19 protein-coding genes are annotated in these 18876 nt (G+C 73.8%); 11 read left to right on the top strand and 8 right to left on the bottom strand.

Features of this window, described 5'->3' with window-relative positions:
* Positions 1-85: 85 nt before the first annotated feature.
* Complete coding sequence (locus IF46_RS0116000; RefSeq protein ID WP_030489144.1) at positions 86-1366, top strand: MFS transporter; 1281 nt, start codon at positions 86-88, stop codon at positions 1364-1366.
* On the opposite strand, the gene IF46_RS0115995 is transcribed toward IF46_RS0116000, so the two are convergent.
* The 4 genes from IF46_RS0115995 to IF46_RS0115980 all read right to left on the bottom strand — a co-directional run bounded on the left by IF46_RS0115995 (position 1324) and on the right by IF46_RS0115980 (position 3698).
* Positions 1324-1584, bottom strand: coding sequence for a hypothetical protein (locus tag IF46_RS0115995; RefSeq protein WP_030489143.1), 261 nt, complete (start codon positions 1582-1584; stop codon positions 1324-1326). The two genes, IF46_RS0116000 and IF46_RS0115995, sit on opposite strands and share 43 nt — an antisense overlap.
* A 95-nt stretch (positions 1585-1679) precedes the next feature.
* Complete coding sequence (locus IF46_RS0115990; RefSeq protein ID WP_030489142.1) at positions 1680-2141, bottom strand: SRPBCC family protein; 462 nt, start codon at positions 2139-2141, stop codon at positions 1680-1682.
* A gap of 52 nt (positions 2142-2193) precedes the next feature.
* Positions 2194-2610 (bottom strand): DUF2795 domain-containing protein, encoded by a 417-nt coding sequence (locus tag IF46_RS0115985; protein WP_030489141.1) that lies wholly within the window; start codon positions 2608-2610, stop codon positions 2194-2196.
* Positions 2611-2711: 101 nt separating this feature from the next.
* Positions 2712-3698 (bottom strand): YihY/virulence factor BrkB family protein, encoded by a 987-nt coding sequence (locus IF46_RS0115980; RefSeq protein WP_030489140.1) that lies wholly within the window; start codon positions 3696-3698, stop codon positions 2712-2714.
* A gap of 166 nt (positions 3699-3864) precedes the next feature.
* Here IF46_RS0115980 and IF46_RS0115975 point away from each other — a divergent pair, with 166 nt between their 5' ends.
* Positions 3865-4266 carry a ChaB family protein gene (locus IF46_RS0115975; RefSeq protein ID WP_030489139.1) on the top strand — a complete coding sequence of 134 codons (402 nt, stop codon included), beginning with the start codon at positions 3865-3867 and terminating at the stop codon, positions 4264-4266.
* 70 nt (positions 4267-4336) lie between these two features.
* Here IF46_RS0115975 and IF46_RS0115970 read toward each other — a convergent pair whose 3' ends face one another.
* Positions 4337-5770: an aldehyde dehydrogenase family protein gene (locus tag IF46_RS0115970; protein WP_030489138.1), complete on the bottom strand. Its 1434-nt coding sequence runs from the start codon at positions 5768-5770 to the stop codon at positions 4337-4339.
* A 72-nt stretch (positions 5771-5842) separates the two neighbouring features.
* Between IF46_RS0115970 and IF46_RS0115965 the strand changes: the two genes are divergently transcribed.
* A complete protein-coding gene (locus tag IF46_RS0115965) occupies positions 5843-7453 on the top strand; it encodes a phytoene desaturase family protein (RefSeq protein WP_030489137.1) in 1611 nt (536 codons plus the stop codon).
* A gap of 82 nt (positions 7454-7535) precedes the next feature.
* On the opposite strand, the gene IF46_RS0115960 is transcribed toward IF46_RS0115965, so the two are convergent.
* Both IF46_RS0115960 and IF46_RS0115955 read right to left on the bottom strand, forming a co-directional pair.
* Positions 7536-8303: a polyprenol monophosphomannose synthase gene (locus tag IF46_RS0115960; RefSeq protein ID WP_030489136.1), complete on the bottom strand. Its 768-nt coding sequence runs from the start codon at positions 8301-8303 to the stop codon at positions 7536-7538.
* A gap of 166 nt (positions 8304-8469) precedes the next feature.
* Positions 8470-8907 carry an SRPBCC family protein gene (locus IF46_RS0115955; protein ID WP_332261494.1) on the bottom strand — a complete coding sequence of 146 codons (438 nt, stop codon included), beginning with the start codon at positions 8905-8907 and terminating at the stop codon, positions 8470-8472.
* A gap of 165 nt (positions 8908-9072) precedes the next feature.
* Between IF46_RS0115955 and IF46_RS0115950 the strand changes: the two genes are divergently transcribed.
* The 8 genes from IF46_RS0115950 to IF46_RS0115915 are packed head-to-tail and all read left to right on the top strand — an operon-like array spanning position 9073 to position 17682.
* Positions 9073-10749: an HAD-IIIA family hydrolase gene (locus IF46_RS0115950; RefSeq protein WP_030489134.1), complete on the top strand. Its 1677-nt coding sequence runs from the start codon at positions 9073-9075 to the stop codon at positions 10747-10749.
* Positions 10746-11720 (top strand): glycosyltransferase, encoded by a 975-nt coding sequence (locus tag IF46_RS0115945; protein WP_030489133.1) that lies wholly within the window; start codon positions 10746-10748, stop codon positions 11718-11720. The genes IF46_RS0115950 and IF46_RS0115945 overlap by 4 nt, the downstream gene beginning before the upstream one ends.
* The gene (locus IF46_RS0115940; RefSeq protein WP_030489132.1) at positions 11705-12922 is read left to right on the top strand and encodes a glycosyltransferase; all 1218 of its coding nucleotides are present in this window, start codon (positions 11705-11707) and stop codon (positions 12920-12922) included. Before IF46_RS0115945 ends, IF46_RS0115940 begins: the two co-directional genes overlap by 16 nt.
* Complete coding sequence (locus tag IF46_RS0115935) at positions 12919-13611, top strand: D-sedoheptulose-7-phosphate isomerase (RefSeq protein ID WP_030489131.1); 693 nt, start codon at positions 12919-12921, stop codon at positions 13609-13611. The genes IF46_RS0115940 and IF46_RS0115935 overlap by 4 nt, the downstream gene beginning before the upstream one ends.
* Positions 13612-13627: 16 nt before the next feature.
* Complete coding sequence (locus IF46_RS0115930) at positions 13628-15067, top strand: PfkB family carbohydrate kinase (RefSeq protein WP_036392276.1); 1440 nt, start codon at positions 13628-13630, stop codon at positions 15065-15067.
* Positions 15064-15765, top strand: coding sequence for an SDR family oxidoreductase (locus tag IF46_RS0115925; RefSeq protein ID WP_030489129.1), 702 nt, complete (start codon positions 15064-15066; stop codon positions 15763-15765). Before IF46_RS0115930 ends, IF46_RS0115925 begins: the two co-directional genes overlap by 4 nt.
* Entirely contained in the window at positions 15762-16715 is a 954-nt protein-coding gene (locus tag IF46_RS0115920; RefSeq protein ID WP_030489128.1) for a glycosyltransferase family 9 protein, read from the top strand. Before IF46_RS0115925 ends, IF46_RS0115920 begins: the two co-directional genes overlap by 4 nt.
* Positions 16699-17682, top strand: a complete 984-nt coding sequence (locus tag IF46_RS0115915) for a DNA topoisomerase IB (RefSeq protein ID WP_030489127.1) — start codon at positions 16699-16701, stop codon at positions 17680-17682. The genes IF46_RS0115920 and IF46_RS0115915 overlap by 17 nt, the downstream gene beginning before the upstream one ends.
* 154 nt (positions 17683-17836) lie before the next feature.
* Here the strand turns inward: IF46_RS0115915 and IF46_RS0115910 are convergent, their stop codons facing one another.
* Positions 17837-18871, bottom strand: a complete 1035-nt coding sequence (locus IF46_RS0115910) for a helix-turn-helix domain-containing protein (protein WP_030489126.1) — start codon at positions 18869-18871, stop codon at positions 17837-17839.
* Positions 18872-18876 lie beyond the last annotated feature (5 nt).

Here is an 18876-nt window from a genome sequence, read left to right as displayed (position 1 = left end):
CTCGACCGTACGGACACGACTTCTTTGCGCGGCGGGCAATCGGGTGCCGGCGGCGCTAGGGTGCCCTGCGGCAGGATGGTGTCTCGTGTCGACCCCGCCCGCGCGCCCCCGCGCCTCGCTGCTCCTGCTGGCCTACCTCGCGTTCGTGAGTCTCGGCCTGCCCGACGGCCTGCTCGGCGTCGCCTGGCCCTCGATCCGGGGCGACTTCGACGTACCGACCGAGGCGGTCGGTTGGGTGCTCACCGCCGGGACCGTCGGCTACCTCACCTCCAGCGTGCTGGCCGGCTTCACGCTGGCCCGGATCGGCGTGGGGGCGCTGCTCGCCGGCAGCACCCTGCTGGCCAGCCTGGCGCTGACCGGCTACTCGGTGAGCCCCGTGCTGGCGGTGCTGGTGGGCTGCGCGCTGCTGCTCGGGCTCGGCTCCGGCGCGGTCGACTCGGGGCTCAACGCGTACGCCGCCGGGGCCTTCGGGGCCCGCCACATGAACTGGTTGCACGCCTTCTTCGGCCTCGGCGTGGCCATCGGTCCACTGATCATGACCGGGGTGCTGAGCGGCGGGCTCGCCTGGCGCTGGGGGTACGGCATCGTGGCCGCCGCCCAGCTCGTCCTCGCCGCCGCGTTCGTGCTCACCGTGCGGGCCTGGCACCGCGGCGTCCCGGCCAGCAGCGGCGTGTCCACCGAGGCGCAGGCGGCACCGATCGTCCGGGTCCCGATCCGGGACACGCTGCGAATGCCGGCGGTCTGGTCGGGGACGCTCGCCTTCGCGCTCTACGTGGCGATCGAGGTGTCTGCCGGCCTGTGGGCGTTCCTGCTGCTGACCGAGGGACGCGGGGTCAGCGACGCGCTGGCCGGCGGCTGCGTCTCCGCGTACTGGGGCAGCCTCTTCGTCGGTCGGATCGTGCAGGGTGTGGTGGCCGAGCGTCTCGGGGCCGGGCTGGTGCTCCGCGTCAGCCTGGCCGGAATGGCCGTCGGCGCGGCGCTGATCGCCGTTCCCGGTCCGGCCGTACTGGCGGTGTTCGGCCTGGTCGTGGTGGGTTTCGCCGCCGCGCCGGTGTTCCCGCTGCTCACCCTCACCACCGCCGACCGGGTCGGTGCGGCGCACGCGGACCGGGCCATCGGGCTGCAGATCGGCGCCTCGGGCGTCGGTGCGGCGCTCGTGCCGACCGGACTTGGCGTGCTGATCGGGAACACGTCGGTGCAGGTGCTGGGCTCGGCGCTGCTGGCGCTCGCGTTGGCGCTGATCGTGCTCTACGAGTGGGGTGCGCGCCGACCCAGCGCCGGGCAACCCGCCCAGGCGGTGCCCGCCCAGCCCGGCCGAGAGGATCAGACGTCCGGGCCGGTGCGACCGGTGGTGGACGGACGGTAGGCGCGCTGCGGGTCGGTGGCCTCCCGGCTGTTGCCCCGGGCCTGCCGGTCGCGGTCCGACGCTGCCGGGCCGTGCCCGAACGCGGCCTCCTCGCCGGCGTCGCCGCCGGTCACGTCGTCGGCCTCCCCGTCGAGGCTGGAGCCCGACACGGCCCGCTCCAACTCCTCCAACGGAAGCCGCTTCTCGTCCCGCCACACCCTGATGTTGTCGTCGGTCATACCTTCAGCCGTACCCGGGCGTGATGATCGCAAACGGGCTCGGACACGGCGATGGCCGCCGGAACACGGCGGCCATCGGATGTCGTGGCTCAGGATCACGGCTGCGGACGGTCCACCGTTCCGCGCCAGGCGCCGGTCTCCTGACCGCGCCGCTCGATGTAGTTCTTGAACCGTTCCAGGTCGTTCTTGGCCCGCCGGTCGACGATGCCGAGCTTGTCGCCGGCCTGCTCGACCACCCCGTGCGGCTCGAACTCGAGCTGCAGGGTGACCCGCGTCTTGTCCGCGTCCAGCCGGTGGAAGGTCACCACGCCGGCCTGCTGGGTGCCGTCGGTCGAGCGCCAGGCGACCCGCTCGTCGGGGAGCTGTTCGGTGATCTCGGCGTCGAACTCGCGCTTCACCCCGGCGATGTCCACCGTCCAGTGGGTCATCGTGTCGGAGAGCTGCCGGACCTCCGACACGCCCTCCATGAACTCGGGGAACTCCTCGAACTGCGTCCACTGGTCGTACGCCGTGCGTACGGGCACAGAGACGTCCACATGTTCGGTAACGCCACTCATTGGGGAACCTCCTTCAGCCGCTGGCGGAGTGGTGGATCGGGGGCGATCCCTCTCACCAGCGAGTTGTCTCGTTCTTGTTGCCGAGCGCGGCCCACACCTCGGAGACCGTCTGGTAGACGGTGCCCTCGGGCAGCCGTTCCAGCGCCGCCACGATGTCGGCCGGCGCCTCGTTCTCGCGGGCGCTGGCGATGAGCACCAGGCGGTCGCCCGGCAGCGCGCTCATCGAGATGAACCGGCCGAGCCGGCTGCGCTGCTCGACGTCCGTGGAACTCATGCCCTGTGGGGTGCCGGTGCGCAGGTCGCCGGCCGGGGCGGTGGTCGTCTCCGGCTGGTCCTCGCCAGCCGGTTCCGGCACCCGCGACTCATCGACCCGAGAGCCACCGGTCCCCGGCCCCTGTATGAGGCCGCTGACCTCCTGACTCATCTGTTCGTCGATCCTCGGTCCGTGCTTGCTGTTGCCACGCTCCATGCCTTCTGCGCTACCCGGCACCCAGCCGGGTAAACCGGCACCGGGCCACGAACCGGCCCTCGACCCGGCGGCGAACCGGACACTGCGACCGAACGGGGGGCTCAGTCGTCGGCGGGCTTGCGGGGCGGCAGCACCGGCCCGTCCGGGTCCGGGTCGCCGGCCTGCAACTGCCGCCCGCGCTGCACCTCGGCGTTGATCTGCACGCCCAGCATCAACGCCGAGTTGGAGAGGTAGAGCCAGACCAGGAACGCGATGGCCGCCCCCAGGCTGCCGTAGGTGGTGTTGTACGAGCCGAAGTTGGCCACGTAGAGGCCGAAGCCGAAGGAGGCCGCCGCCCAGGAGATCAGGGCCACCGCGCCGCCGGGGGTGAGCCAGCGGAACCGGGGCTGACGTACGTTTGGCGCGATCCAGAACAGCAGGGACAGCAGCGCCATCATGATCATGGCGAGGACGGGCCACTTCGCCATGCTCCACGTCGTACGGGCCAGGCCGCCGGCGTTGATCAGGTCGCCGACCGCGTCGGTCACCGGACCGCTGACGATCAGGCCGAGGGCGACCACCGCGAGCAGCACCAGCGTGATCGCCGCCAGGCCGATCTGCAGCGGCCGAAGCTTCCAGACCGGCCGGCCCTCGGTCACCCCGTAGACGGCGTTCGAGGCCCGGGTGAACGCGCCAATGAAGCCCGACGCGGACCAGAGCGCGCCGAGCAGGCCGAAACTCAGCAGCAGCTTGGGGTTGCTCTGCTCCAGCACCACGGACCGGACCACCCCGACCACGCCACCCTCGTCGTCGGTGAGCACCGCCCCGGCACCCACCTGGTTGGCCAGGTCGACCACGGTGTCGACGGTCCGCTCGCCGTCGGAGACCAGGCCGACGAGCGCCACCACCACGATGGCGGACGGAAAGAGCGCCAGCACCCCGTAGTAGGTGAGCGCGGCGGCCCAGTCGGAGGAGTTGTCGGTGACGAAGTTGCGCACGCTACGGACCAGCACCCCACGCCAGGTCCGCCAGCTCAGCTGCCGCATCCGCCGGGGCACCCGGGTGCCGGGTGTGCCGTCGAGCGTCGTACCGGGGTCCGTGGTCGTCATGCCCGCTCCCTGCGCCCCGGCCGCCGGATGACCGGTCGTCCGGTCTGGCCTGGCCCGCCGGTACCCCGATGACGAAATCGACAAACCCGACCGCCGTGCGCCTCCTGTTTAGGCCGGGACGCCGGGGGAACGTCAGGGGGATCTGATCGACACGGAGGAGGACGAGATGCCCGGGCGCGAGGACATGCCCAGCACGCTGCGGCGCTCCCCGGACAAGGCGCAGCGCACCTGGGAGAAGACGCACGACTCGGCGGTCGAGACCTACGGCGAGGGGGAGCGGTCGCACCGCACCGCCTTCGCCGCGGTGAAGCATCAGTTCGAGAAGGTGGGCGACCACTGGGAGCCGAAGGGCCGCAAGGGCCCCAGCGACCAGCAGGCCGCCGGCGGCGGGCCGGAACGCCGGGCCCCCACCGCGGGTGGGGTGGACGCCAACGCCACCAAGGACCACCTGCTGTCGGTGGCCCGCAAACTCGACGTTCCCGGCCGATCCAGCATGACCAAACCGGAGCTGGTCACGGCCATCGAGAAGGCCAACGACCGCGCCACCCGCAAGGCTCGCGGCGACTGAGCAGCGCCGCACCGCGACACCACCGACGCGGTACGGGCGGACGCGCCACCCCTGCGTCCGCCCGTGCTGTTCACCAGTGCCCGCCGCCCGGCGCCTCGATGTGCACTGCCTTCGTGGCGGTGAACTCGTCCAGCAACTCCGGGCCGTACCCGAAGCCCTGGCCACTGGCCCGGCGCGGATGCGCGGCACCCCCCGGCGCACCCCCGAACACCGCGTTGACCTTGACGGTCCCCACCGGCAGCTCCCGCCAGGCCCGCTGCGCGTGGCTCATCGACGCGGTCAACACGGTGGCGGCCAGCCCGTACGGGGAGTCCGCCGCGCAGCGCAGCGCCTCGTCGAACGAGTCGACGACCACCACCGGCGCGACCGGCCCGAATGTCTCCTCCCGGACCAGCGGCATGTCGTGGCGGCAGTCCGTGACGACGGTGGCCGGGTAGAACGCGCCCGGCCCGTCCGGCACCTCGCCGCCCACCCGCACCCGTGCGCCGTCCGCCACCGCCGCCGCGACGTGCCCGTGTACGTGCTCCCGGTGCCGCCGGTCGACGAGCGGGCCCAGCTCGGTGCCCGGGTCCCGGCCCGGCCCGAGCCGCAGCGCCGCGGCGCGACGGACCAGCGCGGCCACGAACTCCTCGGCCACCTCCCGGTGCACGTAGAGCCGCTCCACCGCCACGCAGATCTGCCCGGCGTTGGCGAACGCGCCGAGCGCCGCCTGCTCCGCCGCCCACTCCGGGTCGACGCCCGCGTCCACGATCAATGGGTCACTGCCCCCGTTCTCCAGGAGCACCTTCGCGCCGGTGCGGGCCGCTGCGGCGGCGATCGCCCGCCCGGTCGCGGTGGAGCCCACGTGCGCCACCACGTCGACCTCCTGCGCCGCCAGCGCCGCACCCACCTCCGCGCCGCCGGTCAGCAGCGACAAGACGCCGGCCGGCAGCGCCTGATCCAGTGCGCGCGCCAGCAGCCAACCCGTCGCCGGTGTCCGTTCGCTCGGTTTGTAGAGCACCACGTTCCCGGTCACCAGGGCCGCGCCGAGCAGCCCGCAGGAGACCGCCACCGGGTCGTTCCAGGGCGTGATCGCCGCTACCACACCACGTGGCTGCGGGGTGAGGAAGTCCAGTGCGTCGGCTTCGCCGTTGAGCGTGCGCCCGCCGCGCAGCGGAGCCAGCTCCGCATACTGTCGCATCGTGCCGATCCCCGCCTCGACGCCGCCGCGCGCGTCCGCCAACGGCTTGCCCATCTCTGCGGTGACCGCCGCCGCCAACTCCTCGGTGACCGCCGCCACCGCGTCCGCCGCCCGGTGCAGCGCCGCCGCCCGCTCGGCCGGCGCGGTCGCCGCCCACTGTGCCGCCGCGTTGCGCGCCGCCTGCGCCGCCTTGCCCACCTCGTCGGCCGTGGCCACCGGCACCGTGCTCACCGGCGTGTCGTCCGCCGGATCACACACCACCAACTCGCCGCCGTCGCCGCCCGCACCCCACACCCCGCCCACCAGCTGCGCAACCGTGTACATGCGGCGCTGGATGCCCCGGCTTCGGCGAGGCAAACGCGTTTCGCCCGGTTGCGCGCCGGGTAGGCGGATCCGATGACAAGCACCACCGCGCAGAGCGCGGACGCCGTCATCATCGGGGCCGGGCACAACGGCCTGGTGGCGGCCAACCTGCTGGCGGACGCCGGCTGGGACGTGGTGGTGCTGGAGGCGACCGAGGTGCCCGGCGGCGCGGTCCGCTCCGCCGAGGTCACCGCACCCGGCTACCTGAGCGACCTCTACAGCTCGTTCTACCCCCTGGGGTACGCCTCACCGGTGCTGGGCGGCCTCGACCTGGGCCGGCACGGGCTGTCCTGGCGGCACTCGCCGGACGTGTTGGCGCACCTGCTGCCGGATGGCCGGGCCGCGGTCATCAACCGGGATCCGGACGTCACGGCCGCCTCGCTGGAGCAGTTCGCCCCCGGTGACGGCAAGCGCTGGCTCAACGCGTACACCGACTGGCTCGACGTGGCCGAGCCGATGCTGGCGGCGATCACCTCGCCGTTCCCGCCGGTACGCGCAGGGGTGGGGCTGCTGCGTCAGCTGCGCGTCGCCGGCGCGCTGCGACTGGCGCGGCGCCTGGTGGTGCCGGTCCGCAAACTCGGCGACGAGCTCTTCGACGGCCCCGGCGGGCCGGCCCTGCTGGCCGGCTGCGCCCTGCACACCGACCTGTCCCCGGAGGAGGCCGGCTCCGGGGTGTACGGCTGGTTGCTGGCCATGCTCGGCCAGCAGGTCGGCTGGCCGGTGCCGGCCGGCGGCGCGCAGCAGATCACCAACGCGCTGGTGGCCCGACTGCAGGGGCGCGGCGGAACGATCCTCTACGGTGCCCGCGTCGACCGCGTGCTCACCGCCCGGGGCCGGGCGATGGGGGCCCGGACCGTCGGCGGCACCCTGTGGCGGGCCCGGCGGGCCGTGCTCGCCGACGTGCCGGCGCCCGCGCTCTACCTCGACCTGGTCGGCGCGGCGGCGCTGCCGTCCCGGCTGGTGGAGGACCTGGCGCACTTCCGGTGGGACGGCTCCACGCTGAAGGTGGACTGGGCGCTCTCCGCTCCGGTGCCCTGGACGAACCGGCAGCTGGCCGGCGCCGGCACCGTGCACCTCGGCGCGGACCTGAACGGGCTGACCCACTACGCCAGCGAGTTGGCCCGTGGCGAGCTGCCTCGCGACCCGTTCCTGCTGGTCGGGCAGATGTCGGTGGCGGATCCGAGTCACTCCCCGCCGGGCACCGAGTCGCTCTGGTCTTACACCCACCTGCCGTTCCGGCGCAACTGGCGGGCCGAGGAGGTCGCCGGGCACGTGCAGCGGATGGAGGACGTGCTGGAGGCGGCGGCCCCCGGCTTCCGCCAGTTGATCGTGGGCCGGCACGTGGCCGGGCCGGCCGACCTGGAGAAGGGCAACCCGAGCCTGGTCGGTGGCACGCTCGGCGGCGGGACCGCCGCCGCGTACCAGCAGCTGTTCCTGCGCCCGATCCCTGGCCTGGGCCGGGCGGACACCCCGGTGGACCGGCTCTTTCTGGCCAGCGCGTCGGCGCACCCCGGCGGCGGTGTGCACGGTGCACCCGGCGCGAACGCGGCCCGCGCGGCGCTGGCCCGCGACCGCGCCCTCACCGGAACCGCCTACGCCGCGGCAATAGCCAAGGCCCACAAAACCATCTACCCCACCCCTTGAGTCCCGGTGATCAAGAAGTTTGCGTCAGATCTTCCGGCGCTGGCGACGCAAATCTCTTGATCACCGAGGGAGTGGGGTGGGGTCAGCGGGTTATGTTGCGGTGTTTGCTGCGGAGGCGGAAGGGCATGAGGGCGCTCTCCACCTTGGTCGCGGTGGTCATCTTGGAGACGCCGTCGCGCCGCTCCTCGAAGCGGATCGGCACCTCCAGGATGGTGTGCCCCAGCTTGGTGGCGAGGTAGTGCATCTCCACCTGGAAGCTGTAGCCGTTGGACTGCACCCGCTCCAGGTCGATGTCGCGCAGCGCCTCAGCCCGCCAGATCTTGAAGCCGGCGGTGAGGTCCCGGATTCTTACCCGCAGCAGCGTGTGCACGTAGAGGTTGGCCCAGCCACTGAGCGCCCGGCGGTACAGCGGCCAGTTCTCGTCCAGCTCGCCGCCGGGCACGTACCGGGAGCCGATCACCACGCTGGCCTGGGTGCTGAGCAGCGCGCCCAGCATCCCGGGCAGCGCCTCCGGTGGGTGCGAGAGGTCGGCGTCCATCTGCGCCACGTACTCGGCGCCGCCCTCGATCGCGCGACTCATCCCGTCCACGTACGCCCGGCCGAGGCCCTCCTTGCCGGCGCGGTGCACGACCTCGACCCGGTCGGGGTTCTCGATGGCCAGCTTGTCGGCCACCTCCCCGGTGCCGTCGGGGGAGTTGTCGTCGGCGACGAGGATGCGCAGCCCCGGCAGCGGCAGCGCGAGCAGCCGCTCGACCAGCGCCGGGAGGTTGCCCGCCTCGTTGTAGGTGGGCACGACGACGGTCAGGCGTGCGTCCCGCCACGGCGACGGCAACTGCACCGGCTTGATCATGTCGGACATCCTCGGTTTGCGGACAAGGGTCCTGGAAAGGGTATCCAGTTGCCGCATTAGGTTGGAAAGAGGCACCCCTCTCGGGCGTTGCGGATCGCCACCGACCCCCACATTCGGGCGTTGGTGTCCTGGTCAGGGGCTTGCGCTGCGCAGGCGTTCGTGCTGGTCAGCGCGCCGACCTCTGGCGTGTGGCGATGTCGGAGAGCCGATTCAGCGTCTCCCGGTTCCGCAGGTGCAGCACCATCTCGTTGATCTTGTTGTGGACCCAGCGCAGCGGACCGGCGGCGAATTCCTCCCCGAGACGGACCCGGGTGGCGCCCTCGCCGACCGGTTGCAGGGTGAAGGCCACGATCGCCTCGCCCGCCGGCCAGAGCCCGGCCCTCAGCACCAGCCGATGCGGCGGTTCGCAGACCAGCACCGTCGAGGCATCCTGCAGGGAGAACGGCCACGGCCCGGCGCGGTGGTGCAGTTGGCTGCCCACCCGGGGCCAGGCGTCGTCCACGTCCCGCATGTGCGTCGTGCCGACCACCCAGTCGCTGTACGTCCAGCCGTCCGCGAGCACGTCGAACACCTGCTGCGGGGAAGCGTCGATCACTTTCTCCACTATCGCCACTGTGCTCCCGTACCCGCCGCGCGGCACGGGCTAACAACCGGACGGGTTAGCTTCTCTCCGGCGGCGGGTAAGGCCGACGCGGGGCATCGCTGGCGGCGCTGGCCCACCGCCTCGACGACGACGTTTACTCCTCGGGGCGCAGGGAACCCGCCGGCTGTGCGACAGGACCAGGAGGATCCGTATCAGCGCAGGTCAGCCCGGGTGTACGCCGCTGCTGACCGCGCCGGTTCCGGGTCTGTCGCAGGCCCCCGACCCGTCCTCTACGACGCGGTGCTGCTGGACCGCGACGGCACCCTGATCGAGGACGTGCCGTACAACGGCGACCCGGAGAAGGTGCGGCCGGTGCCGGGCGCCCGGGCCGCGCTGGACCGCCTGCGCGCGGCCGGGCTGCGGTTGGCGGTCGTCACGAACCAGTCGGGTCTGGCCCGGGGTTACTTCACCGAGGAGCAGATGCGGGCGGTGCACGCCCGCGTCGAGGAGTTGCTGGGCCGCTTCGACGCGTGGCTGGTCTGCCCGCACGACGACGCCGATGGCTGTGACTGCCGTAAGCCGGCGCCCGGTCTGGTGCTCGCCGCCGCCCGTGAGCTGGGTACTACCGCGTCCCGGTGCGTGCTGGTGGGCGACATCGGCCGGGACGTGGTCGCCGCGCTGGCCGCCGGGGCGGCGGGGGTGCTGGTGCCCACCCCGGTGACCCGGCCAGAGGAGATCGCCGCCGCCGGATGGGTGGCGACCGATCTGCCGGCGGCGGTGGCGGAGATCCTGCGCCGCCAACAGGCCGTGCAGCCCTCGACCTCGCCCGGCGAGCCGGTGCGGACGGCGCTTGTGGTCCGGTCGGATTCGGCGGGGGACGTGCTGGTCACCGGGCCGGCGATCCGCGCCGTCGCGGCCGGAGCGCAGCGGGTGGTGCTGCTCTGTGGGCCGCGCGGCCGAGCCGCCGCCGACCTGCTACCCGGCGTCGACGAGATCATCGAGCATCCACTGCCGTGGATCGATCCCACGCCGGAGCCGGTTGACCCGGAGGCCCTGCGGAGCCTGACCGCGCGCCTCGGCGCGGTCGGTGCGGACCAGGCGGTGGTGTTCACCTCGTTCCACCAGTCCGCGCTGCCGCTGGCGCTGCTGCTGCGGATGGCGGGGATCGACCGGATCGCGGCGATCAGCGACGACTATCCGGGCTCGCTGCTGGACGTCCGGCACCGGGTGCCGATCGGCGTCCCCGAGCCCGAGCGGGCCCTCTCCCTCGCCGCCGCTGCCGGCTATCGGCTGCCCGACGGCGACGAACCCGTGCTCCGGCTGCGCCGAGACGCCGTGGCGCCACGCCCGGCCGACCTCGGCGACCCGGGGTACGTGGTGCTGCACCCCGGGTCGGCCGCGTCGAGCCGGGCGTGCCCGCCCGAGGTGGCGACCCGGATCGCTGGGGCGTTGACCGACGCCGGGCACCGGGTGCTCGTCACCGGCGGCCCGGACGAGCGCGCGATCACGGCCCGGGTCGCGGCGGCCGGCGGCACCGACCTCGGCGGCCGAACCGACCTGGCCGGGCTGGCCGCGATCGTCGCGGACGCCAGCGCGGTCGTGGTCGGCAACACCGGGCCCGCGCACCTGGCCGCCGCCGCCGGTGTGCCCGTGGTGAGTCTCTTCGCGCCGACCGTTCCGTTCGGCCAGTGGGGGCCCTACCGGGTGCCCACCGTCCGGCTCGGCAACGCCGCAGCGCCCTGCCGGGACACCCGGGCGGCCAGCTGCCCGGTCCCCGGGCACCCGTGCCTGCGCGGCATCGACCCGGACGAGGTGGTCGACGCGCTTCGGACGCTCGCCGTGAGTGGTGGTGGCATCCGATGAACATCCTGCTCTGGCACGTGCACGGCTCCTGGACCACGTCGTTCGTGCACGGCGGCCACCGGTACCTGATTCCCACCACACCCGACCGCGGCCCCTACGGCCTCGGCCGGGCCCGCACCTACCCGTGGCCGGAGAGCGCGGTCGAGGTCGCCCCGGAGGATCTGCCGGGCGCCGACGTCGACCTGGTCATCCTGCAACGCCCTGAGGAGATCGACCGGGCCGAGCAGTGGCTTCGCCGCCGGCCTGGCCGCGACGTCCCCGCGATCTACGTCGAACACAACACCCCCAAGGGCGACGTGCCCAACACGCGTCACCCCATGGCCGACCGGGACGACCTGCTGATCGCCCACGTCACCGGGTTCAACCAGATCTTCTGGGACACCGGCGGCACCCGCACCACAGTGGTCGACCACGGCATCGTCGCCCCCGGCGCGTCCTACACCGGCGAGCTGGACCGGCTCGCCGTGGTGATCAACGAGCCGGTCCGGCGAGGCCGGGTCACCGGCACCGACCTGCTGCCCCGATTCGCCGAGATCGCGCCGCTGGACGTGTTCGGCATGGGCGTCGCCGGCCTGGCCGACCACCTCGGGCTGCCCGCCGACCGGCTCATCAGCCACGACGACGTGCCCCAGGACCGGATGCACGCCGAGTTGGCCCGACGGCGGGCGTACCTGCACCTGTGCCGGTGGACCTCGCTCGGGCTCAGCCTCATCGAGGCGATGGCGATCGGCATGCCGGTCGTCGCGCTCGCCACCACCGAGGCGGTGATGGCGGTGCCCCCGGAGGCGGGCGCACTCGCCACCCGGACCGACACCCTGCTCGACGCCGCCCGCCGGTTCATCGACGAACCGGCGACCGCACGTCAGGCCGGAGCGGCGGCGCGAACCGCCGCACGCGACAGGTACGGCCTCGACCGTTTCCTCGCTGACTGGGACCGGCTGCTGGAGGAGGAAGTATGCGGATCGCGATGATCTCGGAGCACGCCAGCCCGCTCGCCGTCCTCGGAGGGGAGGACGCCGGCGGCCAGAACACGCACGTCGCGGAGCTGTCCGCCGCGCTCGCCGCCGCCGGGCACGAGGTGCGGGTCTACACCCGCCGCGACGCGCCCGACCTGCCGGTGACCGTTCGCAGCCCGGACGGGTACGACGTGGTGCACGTGCCGGCCGGGCCGGCCGAGCCGGTGGCCAAGGACGCGCTGCTGCCGCACATGCGGGAGTTCAGCAGTTGGCTGATCGAGCGCTGGCGGGGCGGCGAGTGGGTGCCCGAGGTGATCCACGCGCACTTCTGGATGAGTGGTCTGGCCGGGTTGACCGCCGGCCGGCAGACCGGGGTGCCGGTGGTGCAGACGTACCACGCGCTGGGCACGGTGAAGCGCCGCTACCAGGGCGTGCAGGACACCAGCCCGGCCCGCCGGGTCTCCTACGAGCGGGAGCTGGGCCGCTCGGTGGACCGGATCGTCGCGCAGTGCCGCGACGAGGTGGGCGAGCTGGTCCGGATGGGTGTGCCCCGGTCCCGGATGACCGTGGTGCCCTCCGGGGTCAACCTCAGCACCTTCGCCCCGCTCGGGCCGGCCGCCGACCGGGAACCGGGGCGGGCCCGGATCCTCACCGTGGGGCGGCTGGTCGAGCGCAAGGGCTTCCAGACCGTGATCCGCGCGATGGCGCTGGTCCCGGACGCCGAGTGCGTGGTCGTGGGCGGCCCGCCGGAGGGGCTGCTGGAGACCGACCCGTATGCGCGGCGGCTGCGGGCCCTCGCCGAGTCGTGCGGGGTGGCCGACCGGGTGCACCTGGTCGGCGCGGTACCCCGGGAGGAGATGGGCCGCTGGTATCGCTCGGCGGATCTGCTGGTCGCGGCCCCCTGGTACGAGCCGTTCGGGTTGACCCCGCTGGAGGCGATGGCCTGTGGGGTGCCGGTCGTCGGCACCGCCGTGGGCGGCATCCGGGACACCGTGGTCGACGGGACGACAGGTGACCTCGTGCCGGCCCGGGACCCGCACGCGCTGGCCACAGCGATTCAGGGGCTGCTCGACGACCGGATCAGGCGCTTCGCGTACGCGGCGGCGGCCCGGGAGCGGGCTCGGGCGCGGTACTCGTGGGCGGCCACCGCCGAGCGGCTGGTCGAGGTCTACAGCGAGGTGGCCGCCGTGCGCCGGCCGACCCGGGTGGTGGCCTGATGCCGGCGGGCAGCCTGCTCGACACCCACCTGACGAATCTCGCCGCGGCGCTGGTGCCGTACCGGCGGTGTGAGCGGCAGTTGGCCCGCTGGGGTGCGGACCTGGCCCACCGGCTGGCCGCCGGGGGTCGCCTGCTGGTCGCCGGCAACGGCGGCAGCGCCGCCGAGGCCCAGCACCTCACCGCCGAACTGGTCGGCAAACTGCATGACGACCGTCAGCCGCTCTCCGCGATCGCGCTGCACGCCGAGACGAGCGCGCTCACCGCGATCGCCAACGACTACGGCTACACCGACGTGTACGCCCGTCAGGTGCGCGCCCACGGCCGCCCCGGCGACGTCCTGTTGCTGCTCAGCACCAGCGGAACCAGCCCCAACCTGATCGCCGCCGCGCGGGCCGCCCGCGACGTCGGGGTGACCACCTGGGCGCTCACCGGCGCCGCCCCCAATCCGCTCGCTGCCGCCTGCGACGACGTGCTGGCCGTCGCGTCCGGAGACACCCAGGTCGTCCAGGAGCTGCACCTCGTGACCAGTCATCTGCTCTGCGAGTACCTCGAACAGGAGTTGCCCGCCGCGCTGGCGGCGGTCGCCGCACCGGCGGTCGTCCACCCCGTGCCGGGGGAGCCAGCACCGGTGCGCACCGGGGTCGAGGTAGTGCTCGACGGTGGGGCCGGCCAGCAGGTCGACGCGTGAGGATGAGGAGGCAAGCGTGAGGGGACCGGTGGTGGTGCTCGGGGACACCCTGCTCGACCGGGATGTGGAAGGTGTGGTCAACCGGCTCTGCCCGGACTCTCCGGTGCCGGTGCTGGACGAGACCGCGGCGACCGACCGACCGGGTGGCGCCGGCCTGGCGGCGGTGTTCGCTGCCGCGCAGGGCGCCGAGGTGGTGCTGGTGACCGCGCTCGCCGACGATGCCGGCGGGGCCCGGCTCACCGCTCTGCTCGCCGCCGCCGGCGTGCAGGTGTACCCACTGGCCCTCGCCGGCGCGACACCGGAGAAGATCCGGCTGCGGGCCCGGGGGCGGGTGTTGCTGCGCCACGACCGCGGCGGCGCTTCCGGGGAGCCGGGTCAGCCCTCCGACGAGGTGCTCCGGGTGATCGGCGCGGCGTCGGCGGTGCTGGTCAGCGACTACGGCCGGGGGGTCGCCCGGCAGCCCGCGCTGCGCGACGCGTTGGCCGCCACCCGCGCGCCGGTGGTGTGGGATCCGCATCCGCGTGGCCCGGCGGCGGTGCCCGGCGTGCACCTGGCCACCCCGAACGAGTCGGAGGTGCGCGAGCTGGTCCCCGCGCTGCCCGGCGCTTCCCGACTGGCCACCGCGTCGCGGGGCGCCCAGGGGCTACGGCGGCGCTGGCGGGCCGGTGCGGTCGCGGTGACGCTGGGCGGTGACGGCGCGTTGCTCTGCCACGCCGGGTCGACCCCGCTGGTGGTGCCGACGTCCGGCAGCGCCGAGGGGGACACCTGCGGTGCTGGCGACCGGTTCGCGTCGGCCGCCAGCCTCGCGTTGGCCCAGGGTGCGTTGGTCTCCGAGGCGGTGCAGGCGGCGGTCGCCGAGGCGTCCGCGTACGTGGCGGGTGGGGGAGTGGCGGCGGCGCTGCCTCCGGCGCGGGCGGGGAGCGCGCCGGGGTCGCGGTCGCGGCCACCAGGCGGTGCTCTGGCTGACCGGGTGGGGGTCGCCGCGGTCGCCACGCTCCTCGGTGAGGTACGGGCCGCAGGTGGCACGGTGGTGGCGACCGGCGGTTGCTTCGACCTGCTGCACGCCGGGCACGTGGCCACCCTGGAGGCCGCCCGGCAGCTCGGCGACTGCCTGATCGTCTGCCTGAACTCCGACGCCAGCGTGGCCGGGTTGAAGGGTCCGGATCGGCCGGTGCAGTCCGAGGCGGACCGCAGCCGGCTGCTGGCCGCCCTGAGCTGCGTCGACGCGGTCCTCATCTTCGACGAGCCGACTCCGGAGGCCGCGCTGTCCTGGGTACGCCCTGACGTCTGGGTCAAGGGCGGCGACTACGCCACCGGCGGTGGGGACGCGACCGCTGCCCTGCCGGAGGCGGAGGTCCTGCGCCGGTGGGGCGGGAACACCGTGGTGGTGCCGTACCTGGACGGTCGTTCCACCACCGACATGATCGTCCGGACGCTCGCGGAGCGGACCCGATGACCGCGACGCGGCCCGGCGCCGGGCCCACCGTGCTGGTCACCGGCGGTGCCAGCGGGCTCGGCGCCGCGGTGGTCGCCGCGGTGGCCGCCTCCGGTGGTCGACCGCTCGTGCTGGACCGGCAGCCGCCGGTCGACGGGGTGTCCTGGACCGAGTGCGACCTGGCCGACACGCGCGCCGCCGAGGTGGCCACCCAGCACCTCGCCGAGCAGGCCGGGGGCCTGGACGCGGTGGTCACCGCGGCCGGCATGGACGTGCCGGGCCGACTCGCCGACGTGCCGGGGGAGACCTGGGACCGGATCGTCGCCGTCGATCTGCTGGCCACCGTGGCGGTGATCCGGGCCGCGCTGCCGTTCCTGCAGGCGTCTCGGGGCCGCATCGTCACGGTCGCCTCGACCCTGGGCGTCAAGGCGGTCAGCGACGCTACCGCGTACTGCGCGGCGAAGTTCGGCGTGGTGGGCTTCACCCGAGCCCTCGCCGCCGAGTTGGCCGGTCAGATCGGTGTCACCCTGCTCATTCCGGGCGGGATGCGCACCTCGTTCTTCGACGAACGCGACCCGCAGTACAAGCCGGGGCCGGACGCGATCCTCAACGATCCCGTCGACACCGCCGCCGCGATCATGTTCGCGCTCAACCAGCCGCCCGGCTGCGCGGTGCGCGAGCTGGTGGTCTGCGCCGAGCAGGAGACCTCGTACCCGTGATCCTCGTGCTGCGCGCCCTGGGCGTCGGCGATCTGGTCACCGCAGTGCCCGCGCTGCGGGCGCTGCGGGCCGCGTACCCCGCCCGGGAGTTGGCGCTCGCCGCGCCCGCCTGGCTGGCCCCGCTTGTCGACCTGGTCGGCGGCGTCGATCGGTTGGTGGACACCGCCGGGCTGGACCGACCCCTGCGGGTCGGGTCGGCCCCGCGCGTCGCGGTGAACCTGCACGGGCGCGGCCCCCAGTCGCACCGGCTGCTCGCGGCCACCCGGCCGGGCCGGCTGTTCGCCTTCGCCAACCCGGACGCCGGCTGCGTCGACGGGCCGCGATGGGCCGTCGACGAGCACGAGGTGGATCGGTGGTGTCGGCTGCTGTCCTGGTACGACATTCCGGCCGACCGCACCGACCTTTGCCTGCGCCGGCCCGGGTCGGCCGGGCTGCCCAGCGGTGTCACAGTGCTGCACCCGGGCAGCAAGATCCCCGCCAAGCGGTGGCCCGCCGAGCGGTTCGCCGCGCTGGCCCGGGCGCTGACCGACCAGGGCCACCGGGTGCTGCTCACCGGTTCGGCCGACGAACGGGCGTTGACGGCCCGGGTGGCCGACGCGGCGGGTCTGCCGCCGGATGCCGTTCTGGCGGGCCGGACCGACCTCGGCGCGCTCGCCGCGCTGGTGGCCAACGCCCGGCTGGTGGTCAGCGGGGACACCGGGGTCGCCCACCTGGCCACCGGGTACGGCACCGCGTCGGTAGTCCTCTTCGGGCCGGTGCCACCGGCGCACTGGGGCCCACCACCGGACCGGCCACGGCACCGGGTGCTCTGGGCCGGTGAGGCGGATTTGCCCAGGTGGGACGGGGTAGGAAGCCACCCGACGATGGCGGCGCTGCGCCTCGACGAGGTGCTGGCCGCCGTGGCCGAGGTGGAGAGGGTGGTGCGGGTCTCCGGTGCGGTTGCGGCGTAGCGACCCGGGTCGACCGGGGTACGGACGGCGTCGGCGTGGACGGGGCTGGCTCTTCGTCGACCCGTCCGGCGCTCCGGTGCGGGATCCGGAGACCCTGGCCCGGCTGCGGGAGCTGGTCATCCCCCCGGCCTGGCAGGACGTCTGGATCGCGCCGCACCCGAACGGGCACATCCAGGCGATCGGGATCGACGCGGCCGGGCGCAAGCAGTACGTCTACCACCCGCGGTGGCGGGAGAAGCAGGACGAGGCGAAGTTCGACCGCATGCTGGAGGTGGCCCGGCGGCTGCCGGCGCTGCGCGAGCGGGTGGGGCGGGACCTGGACGGTCGCGGGCTGGGCCGGGACCGGGTGCTGGCCACGGTGGCCCGACTGTTGGACATGGGGATGTTCCGGGTCGGCAGCGACCAGTACGCGGCCGGCGACGACCCGACGTACGGGGTGTCCACCCTGCGTCCCGAGCATGCCCGGTCCCGGGGCGGCTGCGTGGTCTTCGTGTTTCCCGCGAAGGGTGGCATCGAGCAGGTGCGCCGGATCGAGGACCCGGAGCTGTGCCAGGTGCTGGTCAATCTGCGCCGTCGCCGACGACGGGCGGACCGGCTGTTCGGCTACTGGGATGGCCGGGAGTGGCGGGACGTGCGCAGCGACGAGGTCAACGGCTACCTGCGCGACGCCAGCGGTGGGGAGATGACCGCCAAGGACTTTCGGACCTGGCACGCCACCGTGCTCGCGGCCACCGAGTTGGCCACCGCCGCCCCGGCTCGCTCGGTGACCGCCCGGCGCAAGGCGGTGGTCGCGGTGATGCGGGAGGTGGCGGACCTGCTGGGCAACACGCCGACGGTGGCTCGTGCGTCGTACGTGGATCCCCGGGTGGTCGACCTCTACCACGGTGGGGTGGTGGTGTCGGTGGACCCGCAGGCGCCCCGCGAGGAGGCCGAGCGGGTCGTCCTGGAGTTGCTGGAGGAGGCCTGACCGGCCCCGCCGGCGATCCTGGGGGGAGAGCGGCGGAGCCGGAGTCTCGGGCGTGACCGGGGTGCCACCGGGCGGCCGCCCGCCGCTCGCGCGGCGGGCGCCTCGCCACGGCCCCCGTTGGCGACCCACCAGGCGATGATCGGCCGCGTTGGTGTCAGTCTGCCGGCAGCGAGTTGACCGTGGACGCCTGACGGTTGACGATCCGTGCCGAATGCGAGCCGCTGTCGCGGTGCTCCTGCGGGCTCGTCCCGTACGCCGCCCGGAACACCCGGCTGAAGTGGGCCTTGTCGGGAAACCCCCAGCGCGCCGCGATGGTCTGCACGGGCTGGTTGCGCAGCGCGGGATCGGTCAGGTCGCGGCGGCACCGGGCCAGCCGCAGATCCCGGATGTACGCCGCCACAGTGGTCTCCTCGGCCTCGAACAACCGGTGCAGGGACCGCACCGAGATGTGGTGGGCGTCGGCGACGACCTGCGGGCTGAGCGTCGAGTCGCCGAGGTGCCGGTGGACGTACGCCTGCACCTGGGTGACCAGCGCCCGGCGGCGGACCTCGGTGGGCACCGCGTCCTCGGCGACGAGGTGCCGGCCGAGCATGGTGGTGGCCAGGTCGAGCCCGACCGCGCCGAGCCGGCTGGCGTCGGCGGCATGGTACTGCTCGGGGTGCCCGGTCACCTGGAGCAGGAACTGCGCCAGCAGCGCCCCGATCCCCTCGCTGCCGGACATCCGGCCGCCGTAGAGCGCGGCCATCCGCTGTGGTGGCAGGGGCAGCGCGGCGTGCGGGATCATCGTGACGATCGAGCTGGCCTGGTCCCGCTCTGGCTCCGTCGCCTGGTGGCCGAGGTCGTGCGGACGAGACGCGTTGTAGAAGGTGAACTCACCGGCCAGGATCTCGCTGCGGCGGCCGTCCTGGCTGGACGAGCCGACGCCGCCGGTGGTGAGGGCGAGAATGTACAGCTCAGGGTCCGATTGGCGAATCAGCTTCGGGGTCCGGAAGGCGTCCAGAGACGGGTAGTCGTAGCTGATCAGCTGGACCGGCCCGAGGTCGACGAAGTCGGCCCGGGCGATGAAATCATCGTCGTGCTCGGACCGGACCTGCATCGGCGCCGAGGTGCGTGCGACCAGGTCCAGCCACATCCCGAATCGTTCACCGGGTGGCAGGACGGTCGTGTCGAGGGTTTCTCTCGGCAGCATTCGGC

The sequence above is a fragment of the Micromonospora chokoriensis genome (genome assembly GCF_000718555.1).
GTDB lineage: Bacteria > Actinomycetota > Actinomycetes > Mycobacteriales > Micromonosporaceae > Micromonospora > Micromonospora chokoriensis_B.
The sequence above is the reverse complement of the archived record's forward strand: the minus strand, read 5'-3'. Positions and strand labels throughout refer to the sequence as shown.

Coding starts and splice junctions, on each gene's coding strand:
- IF46_RS0115970 (WP_030489138.1), bottom strand. CDS start 5,770: ATGTACACGGTTGCGCAGCTGGTGGGCGGGGTGTGGGGTGCGGGCGGC.
- IF46_RS0115965 (WP_030489137.1), top strand. CDS start 5,843: ATGACAAGCACCACCGCGCAGAGCGCGGACGCCGTCATCATCGGGGCC.
- IF46_RS0115995 (WP_030489143.1), bottom strand. CDS start 1,584: ATGACCGACGACAACATCAGGGTGTGGCGGGACGAGAAGCGGCTTCCG.
- IF46_RS0115990 (WP_030489142.1), bottom strand. CDS start 2,141: ATGAGTGGCGTTACCGAACATGTGGACGTCTCTGTGCCCGTACGCACG.
- IF46_RS0115925 (WP_030489129.1), top strand. CDS start 15,064: ATGACCGCGACGCGGCCCGGCGCCGGGCCCACCGTGCTGGTCACCGGC.
- IF46_RS0115960 (WP_030489136.1), bottom strand. CDS start 8,303: ATGATCAAGCCGGTGCAGTTGCCGTCGCCGTGGCGGGACGCACGCCTG.
- IF46_RS0115945 (WP_030489133.1), top strand. CDS start 10,746: ATGAACATCCTGCTCTGGCACGTGCACGGCTCCTGGACCACGTCGTTC.
- IF46_RS0115985 (WP_030489141.1), bottom strand. CDS start 2,610: ATGGAGCGTGGCAACAGCAAGCACGGACCGAGGATCGACGAACAGATG.
- IF46_RS0115910 (WP_030489126.1), bottom strand. CDS start 18,871: ATGCTGCCGAGAGAAACCCTCGACACGACCGTCCTGCCACCCGGTGAA.
- IF46_RS0115980 (WP_030489140.1), bottom strand. CDS start 3,698: ATGACGACCACGGACCCCGGTACGACGCTCGACGGCACACCCGGCACC.
- IF46_RS0115940 (WP_030489132.1), top strand. CDS start 11,705: ATGCGGATCGCGATGATCTCGGAGCACGCCAGCCCGCTCGCCGTCCTC.
- IF46_RS0115975 (WP_030489139.1), top strand. CDS start 3,865: ATGCCCGGGCGCGAGGACATGCCCAGCACGCTGCGGCGCTCCCCGGAC.